Raw genomic sequence first — 11,984 nt, forward strand, 5'->3', positions numbered from 1 at the left:
TTATGAATGGGTGGAAAAGGACGGCGAGGCGGTGTTCGTGATCAACGCGCAGAACTGCGTGCACTGCAAGACCTGCGACATCAAGGACCCCAACGGCAACATCACCTGGGTTCCGCCCCAGGGCGGCGAGGGGCCGGTCTACCCGAACATGTGAGCCAAAGGCCGATCCGCAGACGCCGATCCCCGACACGGACGGCGTGGCGCGCTTTGTCGATGCGGTCTCACGCGATGGCAATGTCGCCACGCGATGCCCGCTCGCCGTGCAATGCCAGCTTGCCGTGCGATGGACGCTGCCAAAAGGTCGCATGGCGGACTTGGGGTATGAGATGTCGTTTGACCTGCCGCCGAGGGGCGCACGGACCCTCGCCGATCCGGAGCCGACGGATCGCGCCTGCAAGTGCCAGCCTGCAGTAGGCCAGCCTGCCACAGGTGAGCCTGCGGACGGGCTTGCCGTGGACAGGAGACATGCCGATCGGCGGGTGGCGAAATCATCGGCAGCGCCTCTTTGAAGCCTGTCCGCATGCCTGTCCCCTCCCCTTCCCTCCCCTCCCCTCGAACGACCGGCGCTGCAATGCGCCGGACGCGTCTTCGGAACGGAGCCCCGCATAACCCTGGACGATTCCCTGGACGACCCGGCATGTCCGACGTCCTGATCGCGGGCAAGGAGACCGCCTGAGACCGCTTGCATGATGGCAGAGGTCACGGCCTCCGCAGTGTGCGCCCCTTCGCCCGGCGACAGCCCGCCGACGAGTGTTTCGACACGTCGCGGCGGAGCGTCCTCCGCGGCGTGCTGTCAGTTCTTCGCGATAGCAGCGATCGTCCAGGCCAAGCCGCTCTGCACGATGTGGTATGACGTCTTGTCGGCTGTCCCTGCCGTGAGGCCAGCATCGTGTTTCCTTTCAAGCTGCCGCCGGTCGAGACGAGAGTGGCGGCATCGATGCGGTCCGGGAAGTCCAGGGCAATCTGCTGGGTTATGAACGATCCCATGGAGGGACCGACCACGGCCGCCTTGGAAATTCCGAGCGCATCCATCAGGTCGATGGCGTCCTGCGCGAACTGCTTGATGGCAAAGCATGTCTTTGGTGCGTTCGGGCAGTCCTTGCCCGCGGGCATCCCGCTTCCGCCATGGCCGCGCTGGTCGAGAGCGACGATCCGCAGGGTGGGATCCAGCGCCCGCAGGGCCTCTATCGTCGGCAACCAGGTGAGCACCGAGTCGGTCAGGCCGTGCAGCAAGACGATGGTCCGCCCGCCCTTCGGCCCGATATCGAGATAGGAAAGCGACATGCCGTTTGGCAGTTCGATTCCGCATTTGGTGTCGATGCTCTCGCCGCAGGTCGCGGTCGCGGCATCGACGTGCGAAGCGCCGAACATGAGACACGCGAAAGCCATCAGCAGGCACCGGATTTTGGTGGAAGTCTCCTTTCAGCGGGCAACGACGACAGCTCCAGCCGGCGACTCCGGCCGGAATCAGGCAAGCGTCCATGCAGGCGCGTCACGGTGTCGGATCCCGACGTCGAGCCGGCGCCCTGGACCTTGCTGCTCCACGCATCCGGCCCGGGCATTCTCTATTTCACAAATCGTGGCGCACCGACGTCGAGGAGGGCGGGATCGAAACCGACGTCCTGGACGGCCTTTGCCATCGAACCGTCGGCGTGCTGGTGTGCAATGCTGAGATCGAGGGCCGTCCCGAGCGAAGTGTTGCCCTTGGTGTAGAGCACGGTGGTCTGTGGCGGCAGGACGGTCGCCTGGATGCGATCATCGGGTTCCGCGATCCTGATGGCGATGCCGGGATACGCCCCTTGAGCCTTCTGATTGTAGCTTCCGGCGTTGTAGCCGAGGAACCCGACGTCCAGACGGTCGGCGGCGAGATCCTGTGCCAAGGCCACCGGGGTCGGATAGAGCTTGAGGTTCGAACCGAACAGCTTTTGCAGGTCGCTGACCCAGAAGAACCCGGTGACGGTCCCTGCCCTCTTGCCGAGGGTCGCCGCGATGGTCGTGTCGCCCGCCTTCGAGTAGATCCCCATGTGGTCGATATAGAGCGGCGCGGATTGGTCCAGCACCTGCCGGCGCTTTTCCGTGCGGTTCCAGCTCCCGATCGCGACGTCCGCTTTGCCGGAGATCACCGACTGGATCGTCGCGGCCGGATCCATCACCTGCGTGACGACGTCGAGGCAATGGTCGGTGGCAAACCGCGTGACGATCTGCGGGTCGATCCCCGTGATCGTCCCGTCCGGCGATGCGAAGGTGAAGGGCGGATAGTCGTAGGCGGCGACCGTCAGCTTGCCCGGCGTGATCGTGGCGATCCGTTCCGCACAATCTCCTGCATGGGCAGCATGCGGTAGGAGAAGCGACAGGACGGTGGAGAGGACGAGAGAGGGTTTCATGCCGTGTCTCCGTGATGCGGCCGGGACCCGTCCGCCGTTGTGAACCGATCCGTGTTTTTCCATACTGTTCACGACGCAATCGAAAAATCAACCCGAAAATCTATGCGGATCTGCTCATATTCCAGCACTTCGAACGACCTGACGCAGCCGCCCCGACGTCTCCATCCATGCCGGCCAGGTAACGCACCAGAGGTAACGCGCCAGATTTGACGCGCCGGGGCCAACCGCCTCGCACGCCCGGCCGGAGGAGACCGTCGGGCAAGCGTCGTCGCGGTCGACGGCGTGTGGGCCGATCCGCTCAGGCCCCCTCGCCCCTTCCCTCTTCCCCGCCGCCGGCCGCCGGGACGGCAGACCCGACGCTCAGCGCCTCGGCGCGGATGTCGTGGGAGATGCGCATGGAACAGAATTTGGGTCCGCACATCGAACAGAACGGGGTGGACTTGTGGACGTCCTTCGGCAGGGTCTCGTCATGAAAGGCGCGCGCCGTGTCGGGGTCGAGGGAGAGGTTGAACTGGTCTTCCCAGCGGAATGCGAAGCGGGCCCGCGACAGGGCATCGTCGCGCAGCCGGGCCGCGGGATGCCCCTTGGCGAGATCGGCGGCATGGGCGGCGATCTTGTAGGTGATCACGCCGGTCTTGACATCCTTGCGGTCGGGCAGGCCGAGATGTTCCTTCGGCGTGACGTAGCACAGCATGGCCGTGCCGAACCATCCGATCATTGCCGCGCCGATGCCGGAGGTGATGTGATCGTAGCCGGGCGCGATATCGGTCGTCAGCGGGCCAAGGGTGTAGAACGGCGCCTCGCCACACACCGCGAGCTGTTTGTCCATATTGGCCTTGATCTTGTGCATCGGCACATGGCCCGGCCCTTCGATCATCACCTGGCAATCGCGATCCCAGGCGATGCGCGTGAGGTCCCCGAGCGTTTCCAGTTCGGCAAACTGCGCCGCATCGTTTGCATCCGCAATCGAGCCCGGTCGCAGCCCGTCCCCCAGCGAAAAGGACATGTCGTATGCCCGGGCGATCTCGCAGATCTCCGCAAAATGCGTGTAGAGGAAATTCTCGCGGCGATGATGCAGGCACCACTTCGCCATGATGGATCCGCCGCGCGAGACGATGCCCGTCACCCGGTTGGCCGTCAGCGGAATATAGGCGCGCCGAACGCCGGCATGGATGGTGACGTAATCCACCCCCTGCTCCGCCTGCTCGATCAAGGTGTCGCGATAGACCTCCCAGGTTAGGTCCTCGGCGACGCCGTTGACCTTCTCGAGCGCCTGGTAGAGCGGCACGGTGCCGATGGGCACTGGCGCATTGCGGAGGATCCAGTCGCGGATGTTGTGAATATTGCGCCCGGTCGACAGGTCCATGACCGTATCGGCGCCCCAGCGGATCGCCCAGACCATCTTGTCCACCTCTTCCTCCATGGACGAGGTGACGGCGGAATTGCCGATATTGGCGTTGATCTTCACGAGGAAATTCCGGCCGATGATCATCGGCTCGAGCTCGGCATGATTGATGTTGGCGGGAATGATCGCCCGGCCCGCCGCGATTTCCGCGCACACGAATTCCGGTGTGACAAGGTCCGGTATGGCGGCGCCGAAACTTTCGCCATCCCGCCCCGTGCTATTTCGGGCTGCACCCTCGCCTCCCCCTTCCCGCTGCATCTGCCGGCCGAGGTTTTCGCGAATGGCGACGTATTCCATCTCCGCCGTGATGATGCCGGCACGCGCATAGGCCAACTGCGTGACCGCCCGCCTGCCCGATGCCTTCAAGGGAGCAACGGGCGTCGGAAAGGCCGGCGTCAGACGATCGCCGGCGGCAAAGCCGTTGTCGGCAGCCGTCACGGCCCGGCCGTCATAGGCGACGACATCGTTCCGGGCGCGTACCCAGGCGTCGCGCAAACGCGGTAGGCCGCGCGCGATCGAGATGCTCTGGGCGGGATCCGTATAGGGCCCGGAGGGATCGTAGAGCGTGACGGGCGGCTCGTCGGCATCGACGTGCAGCGATACCGCGCGCATCGGCACGCGGAGATCCGGGTAGAGCGTTCCCGGCGTGAACACCTTTGTCGAGGCGGGCAGCGGGCCGGTGGTAACGTGGGGAAGGCAGGATCGGTCGACAGAGGTCATGGCGAGGCGCTCCAAGGGTTGGAGACCCGGTCCGGAACGGCAAGGGGAAGGGGCGCACAGCCGGTGCCGGACGAGAACGCCCGAACGTCTGCCTGCATCGCACCGTCCCTCCGCCAGTATGAACTGGATCAGGTTCAACGGGTCCCTGCGCGCGCTAGCAGTATCTCAGCCCCTTGCCGGGACCCCCCTGGTGAATATGCGCAACCTTGCATGGAGCCCGCGTGGCGTCAAGGGCGTCCCCGCAGCGCCAGACGGGCGGGGGCAGCGCGTTCGATCACGACCGTGAATCAAACAGGGCGGATCGATTCATAAGTCTCGTTGGACCTTGGCCTCCCTGCGCGCGAGCATGCGGGCATGACGCTGTCCCGCTACCACCTGCATCTCGAGCGCTGCGATCCCGCACGCAACATGGCACGCTTCTACGCCCTGTCGCTGGAGCCTTCCTTGTTCGGCGACGTCGTGCTTGTGCGGCGATGGGGACGGATCGGTGCGGTGGGTCGCTCGCGGTTGGATGTCTTCCCGGACGAGCAGGCAGCTGTCTGCGCGATGATGGATCTTCTGCGGCAGAAACGGGCGCGCGGCTATGCCGTGGGGCAATGGGGTGCCGGCCGGGGTCAGCGGCGGCGGGCGTGACGCGGCGATAGCGAGTTGACAGCTGTCAACTTTGTCCCCGGGAATGCGGGATGTCGTTCAAAGTTGACAGCTGTCAACTTCCCGCTCTCGCAAAAGTCCGTCCGGTTTGCGGGGATGCGAATGCCAGAAATGCCATGCAGATCAACACGCGACGACGCTTTTTCTCCACGGCGTGCGGTGGCGCTTTACCCTCGCAGCACAGGAAGCAGACAGGCAAGGAACGGTGCTGTGGACAGGAGGGGCTTGCAAAAATGGCTGGCGCAGAAATCGCTTGACGCGACTCGCATGCGGCCTCAGCTTCTAACGCCAGATGGCGAATATCAAGGCCGCCGGCGTAACGGACTGCCTCCTCTGTATATAGGGCGGCGCAACGTATACCCTGAAGGTCGAGAATCGCTGGCAGGGCGGCGGCGCGTCCACCCCTGAGCCCGATACGCATCATCCGTCGGTCGCGCCTCCTGCGCAAGCCGGCAGACAGCAAGGAACGAGACACCATGGCCCAACCGGCCCCCACGACACGCACCGGCCCGAAAGACGAGGCGCCGGCGCCCTCGGCGGATCTGACGATCGCCGCGGACGCGAGCGCGCTGTCGGAGCAGCTGAAGGCGATGCGCGAGCGGCTGTTTCCGCCGACGTCGACAAAGACGCTGCGGCCGTTTTCCTCCGGCGAGGCGGCCAAGCTGATCGGCGTGTCCGACGGCTATCTGCGCCAGCTGTCGCTCGCCGGGGAGGGGCCGCAGCCCGAGACGGGGGTCGGCGGCCGTCGGTTCTATTCGCTGGCCGACATCAATGCGCTGCGCGTGCATCTGTCGGACCAGGCCATGGCCAAGGGGCATGTCGCCAAGGCGCGCGGCTATCTGCCGCGGCGGGATGCCGACGCCGGCGAACGGCTCCAGGTCATCTCGGTCACCAACTTCAAGGGCGGTTCGGGAAAGACGACCTCCGCCGTGCATCTGGCGCAATATCTGGCGCTCACCGGCCACCGGGTGCTGGCGATCGACCTCGATCCGCAGGCGTCGCTTTCGGCGCTGTTCGGCTACCAGCCCGAGCTGGACCTGACCGGCAACGATACGCTCTACGGCGCAATCCGCTATGATGCGGAACAGCGGCCCTTGTCCGACGTCATCCGCCAGACCTATTTTCCTGGGCTCGATCTCGTGCCCGGCAATATCGAGCTGCAGGAGTTCGAGCATGTGACGCCGCAGGCGCTGGCGGATCGGCAATCGGGCCGGGAAGGGGGCGTCGACAGCGGCCCCCTGTTCTTTGCCCGCATCCAGGCGGTGCTCGGCACGGTGGAGGCGGATTACGACGTTGTCGTTATCGATTGCCCGCCCCAGCTCGGCTATCTCACCCTGTCGGCGCTCTGTGCCTCCACCTCCGTCATCGTGACCGTGCATCCGCAGATGCTGGACATCGCCTCGATGAACCAGTTCCTGTTCATGACGGCGGATCTTCTGTCGGTGGTGCGCGACGCCGGAGGCACGCTCAACTTCGACTTCCTGCGCTATCTCGTCACCCGCTTCGAGCCGAACGACGGGCCGCAAGCCCAGATCGTCGGCTTCATGCGGTCCCTGTTCGGCGAACGCGTGCTGACGGCGCCGATGGTGAAGTCCACCGCGGTGTCGGATGCGGGCCTGACGAAACAGACGCTCTACGAGGTCGGGCGCGAAAACTTCACCCGGGCGACCTACGACCGCGCGGTGGAATCGATGAATGCCGTCAACAGCGAGATCGGGGCGCTGGTGCATGCGGTGTGGAACCGCTGATGGCGGCGGGAACTGCGATCGGACCCTTGCGGCGCGCCTCCATGGCGGGCGAGACGCAGGGTCGGGGCTTGGAAAGGACGGGACGAATGGCGGCGAACCGCAAGAGCGAACTGAAGGCATTGTTTGGCGGCGGTCTGAGCCCCGCCGATGCGTCTCGCATGACCGAGGCGCAGAAGGCAGACGCGCAGAAGAGGGACGCACAGACGGGAGACGCGGCGAAGGGGGAGGCGGGCCCGGCCGCAACCGACGGCCGGATGTCTAAGGGCCTGTCGTCCGGCACGTCTGCGGGCATGGCCCCCGAGCGGAAATCGGCCGAGGCTGCCGGCGAGGGGCGACCGGGCGGATCGGGAGCCGCTACGCCCGAGGGGGCTTCACCCGTGCCGCCGGCGCGCAGTGCGTCCGGCGCGGTCAAGGCCATGGGGCTGTCGCTCAACGCCATCACGCGCGAGGCCGAGGAAGCCCGCGTGCTGCGCCAGGCGCTGTCGGAAGGGGAGCGGGTCGTCACCGTCGATCCCGCCCGCATCGAGGCGTCCTTCGTCGAAGACCGCCTGATGATCGAAGGCGTCACCGACCCGGATTTCGAAACCCTGGTGGAGAGCGTGCGCGAATCCGGCCAGCAGGTGCCCGTGCTCCTGCGGCCGCATCCGGAGAAGCCGGGCGTCTACCAGACCGCCTATGGTCATCGGCGCATCCGCGCTGCCGCCCGTCTCGGCCGTCCGGTCAAGGCGATCATTCGCGCGCTGAGCGATGACGAGCTGGTTCTGGCCCAGGGCAAGGAAAATGCCGAGCGCCGCAATCTCTCCTTCATCGAGCGGGCCCTCTTTGCCCAGAACCTCGCCCAACGCGGCTTCGATCGCAAGATGATCGGCGAAGCGCTGGCGGTGCAGAAGAGCGAGTTGTCGCGCCTGATGCAGGTGATCGAGAGCGTGCCCAACAACTTCGTCCGGTTCATCGGCCCGGCGCCGAAAGTGGGCCGCGAGCGCTGGATGAAGCTCGGCGAGATCCTTTCCAAGGATGCCCGGCAGGTGCAGGGCATCGACGTCGTCTATTCCGACAAGTTCCGGGCGGCCGACAGCGACCGGCGGTTCCAGATGCTCTTTTCCCACCTCGACGCCATCGGCAAGCCGATGAAGGTCAAGCGGAGCGCGGCCGTCCCCGGCCAGCCGGCAGACCCGGCCTCAGGCGAGGGCGCACGACCGCTGGCGGATGCGCGCGGCCGGGTCTTTGCCCGACTAAGGGTGGAAGCAGGCGCAACGCGGATCGAGTTTGCCGAGGACACGCCGACGGCCTTCATCGAGGCGGCGACGGCGCTCCTCGTCGAGGCGCATGAACGCTTTGCGCTGGAGGAGGCCGGCGACAGCTGAGCCCGACGCGCATTCCCTGTTTCGCCCTTGCCGGTTTTAAGGCGGGGGCGGTGAAGGCGACCGGAGAGCCGGGAGCCGATCGGATCTGAACCAGAAAAGGACGACCAAGAGAGCAAGAAAAAAGGCCCCCAAAACGTCACCGTCATGGAAGCCCTCTTCAATCTAAGCAGTTCAAGAGAATCACTTCCGACCAGCAAAGTCAAGAGTCAGCGGCATAAATGCCGATCGGCGGAGCTATGACCGGGACATCCCGGTGCTGCGGCAAAGCCCTCTGATCTCGAGGCCATCGACGCCCGAAGGCTTTGGAAACAAGGCTTTCGGCGAAGGACGATGTGTGCCGTGCCGGGGGAGGCTTGCCTCCCAGCGGAGATGGAGAGATGGAGAGATTTGCAACGACGCCCTTTGGCGGCGCACGCCTGACTGCGCGCAATTTTGCGCTTCGGGCCGACCTCGAGCAGCGACAGGCGCGTCTCTGCGCCGGCGAGGGCGGCAATGCGACCGGCCAGGCCGAGAAGTACCGGATCATTCGTGCGCTCAGCGAAGCGCGCGCCGTCTGGGGCCTGTCGGACCGGGCGATCGCGGTGCTCGAGGCGCTGGCGAGCTTCCATCAGGATCGTCATCTCGACGGTCGCGCGCCGATCATCGTCTTCCCGTCCAATGCCGAACTGTCCCTGCGCGCCCGCGGCATGTCGCCGGCCACCTTGCGCCGGCATCTCGCGAGCCTTGTCGAGGCCGGGCTGATCCTGCGGCGCGACAGTGCCAACGGCAAGCGTTACTGCCGTCGTGACGACCAGGGCACGGTCGAGAGCGCCTTTGGCTTCGATCTGGCGCCGCTGGCCCTCAGGGCCGAGGACATCCTGTCCAGCGCCGCGCTGGTGCGCGACAGCGCCCGCCGCATCGCCCGCCTGCGCACCGAGATCTCCCTGCACCTGCGCGATATCGCTAAGATCATCGAGGCCGCCTTTGCGGACGGGCGTGCGACGCTGGAGACGCCGGTCTGGCAGGCCTTCGTCGAGCGGCTGCGGGGGCTCTCCGGCAGGGTTCAGCGCAATGGCACGGAAGAGGACCTGTCTGCGCGCAACGCGGCGCTTCTGCGGCTGCGGGCCGAGGTGGAAACGGCTTATCTCGAAACCTTCTCAGAACAGGAATTGAGCGCCAATGACGATCATTCCGAGCACCATATTCAGAATTCAAAATCAGACTTAACTTTTGATACAAACGGCCAAAGAGTCAAAGAAGGCGGCGGGGCCAGCGATCCCATTGCGCCCGAGCGGAAATCGGCAGGCATTGCGTTGAAGGATTTTCTGAGGCTCTGCCCGGATATCGCGGATTATGCCCGTGGCGGCGTTTCCGGCTGGGCGGATGTAATCGGGGCGGCAGCCGTGGTCCGCTCCATGCTCGGCATCAGCCCCAGCGCTTGGGATGCGGCCCGGAATGCCATGGGCAAGATCGCCGCAGCCATCGTGATGGCCGCCATCCTGCAACGTAGCACGGCCATCCGTTCGCCCGGCGGCTATCTCCGCGACCTCACCGCCAAGGCCGAGCAAGGGCGCTTCTCGATCGGACCGATGCTGAAGGCGCTGGGATGAGGCCGCGCACCGCCAGGCGCCGGCGCCCTTCCTTGAGCCGGCTAAGGGGTCCGGCCGCCCGCGGTTCGCGCAACGCAAAAAGGCAACGCAAAAAGGCCCCGCCCTGCGGCGGGGCCTCGATGGATGCAACGCATCGCTCGGCGCATCGGACGACGCATCTCATGGCGCGGAGGCCCGGCCGTACGCCGGGTCTCAAGCCGATCGCGCACGAACGTTTCGGCGTCCGGGCGTTTCGGGCGCCTCAGTGAAGGCCGAAGGCGGCCAGAAGTGCGGCACGAAGCTGCACGAAGCGGGGTTCGCTGCGGCTGCGGGGACGGGGAAGGTCGACGGTGATCTCGCGGGTGCTGTCGCCCTTTTCGCGGGGCAGGATCAGCACGCGATCGGCCAGGTAGACCGCCTCTTCGAGGTCGTGGGTGACGAGGATCATCGTCACCTTCTCCTCGCGCCAGATGCGGGACAGCTCGTCCTGCAGGGTGAGCTTGGTCATGGCGTCGAGCGCGCCGAACGGCTCGTCGAGCAGGAGGATTTCGGGCTTCACCGCAAGCGCCCGGGCAATGCCGACCCGCTGGGCCATGCCGCCCGAGAGCTGGGCCGGCAGGGCGTCGGCGAAATCGGAAAGTCCAACGAGGCCGACATAGTGGCGGGCGCGCTCGCGGGCCTCGGCCTTGGTCGCCCCGCGGTTTTCGAGCGGGAAGGCGATATTGTCGAGCACCGTGAGCCAGGGCAGGAGGCGGGGTTCCTGGAACACCACCGCCCGGTCCGCGCCGACCCCGTGCACGGGGCTGTCGTCGATCAGGACCGCGCCGTCATCTGCCGCTTCCAGCCCGGCAATCACCCGGAGAAGCGTGGTCTTGCCGGAACCGGATGCGCCGACGATGGCGAGCACCTCGCCGGCGGCGACATGGTGGCTGACGCGGTCGAGCACGGGGAAGGGGCGTCCGTTGAGGACATAGGACTTGGACAGGTTGCGGATCGTCACCGCGCCGCCGGCGCGATGTCCCGCCACCCGGTCGTCCGAGACGCGCTCGGGCTGCGGCGCTTCTGCAAGGGCTGTTTCCACAAGGGCCATGATGGCGCTCCTCAGTTGGCGGCGGCAAAGGCCGCGGGATCGTAGAGAATGTCTTCCGCCTTCAGCTGGCCCTCGCGCAGGGAACCGCTTCGGGTCAGGATATCGATCCAGAACTGCAGATCCCGGGGAACGGCCTTGCCACCCTCGCGCACGCCGTAGCCGGTGAAATACTGGGCGATCTCGGGATTTTCGTTGCGCGCCGCAAGCGCTGTCTTCAGGAGCGCGCGGGTTTCCTCCGGATGGAGGCGGGCATATTCGAGCGCGGCCTGCGATTTTTCTACGAAGATCCGGGCCGCCTCGGGATGGGCGGCAATCCAGTCGCGGCGCAGCACGACGAAGCCGCCCGCGATTTCGCCGAGCACGTCGGTGTCGCCGAACACCTTCTGCAGCGGGCCGTTCTTGAGGGCTGCGCCTTCAAACGTCTTCTGCCAGTAGCCGAAGGCGGAGACATCGACCTGTTTCGAGCGCAGGACCTGTTCGAGCTGCGGGCCGGGCACGACGACGAGCTTGGCGGCATTTTCCGGCAGGCCGACGGAATGCAGCGCCTCGCGCACGGTGTAGTCGAGATGCGCGCCGAGCGTGTTCACCGCAATCGTCTTGCCCTGCAGATCCTTGATCGTGGTGATCGGGCTGCCCTCCAGCGTGTAGAAGACGCTCTCGGTGCCCGTGTTGATGCCGTTGGAGGGATAGGCGGCGACGAAATCATTGCCGCCGGCAATCGAGTTGAGCACGGCCGCCGTGGCGGCGCTGCCAAGCTCGACATCACCCGAGGCGAGCGCGAACAGGGATGCCGGGCCACCCTGGGCATAGCCGACATTTTCGAGCGTGATGCCGGTATCCTTGAAATAGCCGAGCGCGTCGGCGAGCTCATGGGCGGACAGGCCACCCTGGCTTGCCAGATAGCGGATGGTGACAGGTTCGGATGCGGCGCGCGCGGCGCCGGCGGGGGCGACGAGAGCGAGGCCGGCGGCAAGGACCGCGAGCTGACCGAAGGTACGGCGGGACATCGGCATGGGGGACTCCGTGGGTTCGGGGAGGGGGAGAGGCCGGGAGA

10 protein-coding genes and 1 riboswitch are annotated in these 11,984 nt (G+C 66.0%); of the genes, 5 read left to right on the top strand and 5 right to left on the bottom strand.

Features of this window, described 5'->3' with window-relative positions; all coding sequences use genetic code 11:
* On the top strand, positions 1-154 hold a 154-nt coding region (locus ASG03_RS22050), incomplete at its 5' end, for a 4Fe-4S dicluster domain-containing protein (protein WP_244475276.1).
* 545 nt (positions 155-699) lie between these two features.
* On the opposite strand, the gene ASG03_RS14310 is transcribed toward ASG03_RS22050, so the two are convergent.
* From ASG03_RS14310 to thiC, 3 genes are all read right to left on the bottom strand, one after another.
* Positions 700-1,389 (bottom strand): alpha/beta fold hydrolase, encoded by a 690-nt coding sequence (locus tag ASG03_RS14310; RefSeq protein WP_062694082.1) that lies wholly within the window; start codon positions 1,387-1,389, stop codon positions 700-702.
* A 176-nt stretch (positions 1,390-1,565) separates the two neighbouring features.
* On the bottom strand, positions 1,566-2,384 hold the full coding sequence (locus tag ASG03_RS14315; protein ID WP_062694083.1) for a substrate-binding periplasmic protein: 819 nt from the start codon (positions 2,382-2,384) through the stop codon (positions 1,566-1,568).
* A 298-nt stretch (positions 2,385-2,682) separates the two neighbouring features.
* Positions 2,683-4,509, bottom strand: coding sequence for a phosphomethylpyrimidine synthase ThiC (gene thiC, locus ASG03_RS14320; RefSeq protein ID WP_062694084.1), 1,827 nt, complete (start codon positions 4,507-4,509; stop codon positions 2,683-2,685).
* An 87-nt stretch (positions 4,510-4,596) separates the two neighbouring features.
* A riboswitch (TPP riboswitch) is annotated at positions 4,597-4,708 on the bottom strand.
* A gap of 155 nt (positions 4,709-4,863) precedes the next feature.
* Here thiC and ASG03_RS14325 point away from each other — a divergent pair.
* The 4 genes from ASG03_RS14325 to repC all read left to right on the top strand — a co-directional run bounded on the left by ASG03_RS14325 (position 4,864) and on the right by repC (position 9,861).
* A complete protein-coding gene (locus tag ASG03_RS14325) occupies positions 4,864-5,142 on the top strand; it encodes a WGR domain-containing protein (protein ID WP_062694085.1) in 279 nt (92 codons plus the stop codon).
* A gap of 494 nt (positions 5,143-5,636) precedes the next feature.
* On the top strand, positions 5,637-6,908 hold the full coding sequence (gene repA / locus ASG03_RS14330; protein WP_062694086.1) for a plasmid partitioning protein RepA: 1,272 nt from the start codon (positions 5,637-5,639) through the stop codon (positions 6,906-6,908).
* 290 nt (positions 6,909-7,198) lie between these two features.
* On the top strand, positions 7,199-8,272 hold the full coding sequence (gene repB / locus ASG03_RS14335) for a plasmid partitioning protein RepB (RefSeq protein ID WP_443216619.1): 1,074 nt from the start codon (positions 7,199-7,201) through the stop codon (positions 8,270-8,272).
* A gap of 377 nt (positions 8,273-8,649) precedes the next feature.
* Complete coding sequence (gene repC, locus ASG03_RS14340) at positions 8,650-9,861, top strand: plasmid replication protein RepC (RefSeq protein ID WP_062694087.1); 1,212 nt, start codon at positions 8,650-8,652, stop codon at positions 9,859-9,861.
* A 241-nt stretch (positions 9,862-10,102) separates the two neighbouring features.
* Here repC and ASG03_RS14345 read toward each other — a convergent pair whose 3' ends face one another.
* Together ASG03_RS14345 and ASG03_RS14350 are read right to left on the bottom strand one after the other, a co-directional pair.
* Positions 10,103-10,840 (bottom strand): ABC transporter ATP-binding protein, encoded by a 738-nt coding sequence (locus ASG03_RS14345; RefSeq protein WP_244475277.1) that lies wholly within the window; start codon positions 10,838-10,840, stop codon positions 10,103-10,105.
* 101 nt (positions 10,841-10,941) lie between these two features.
* Entirely contained in the window at positions 10,942-11,943 is a 1,002-nt protein-coding gene (locus ASG03_RS14350) for an ABC transporter substrate-binding protein (RefSeq protein ID WP_062694088.1), read from the bottom strand.
* Between the last annotated feature and the right edge of the window lie 41 nt (positions 11,944-11,984).

The organism is Rhizobium sp. Leaf341 (assembly GCF_001424325.1).
In the GTDB taxonomy this organism is placed as follows: domain Bacteria; phylum Pseudomonadota; class Alphaproteobacteria; order Rhizobiales; family Rhizobiaceae; genus Ferranicluibacter.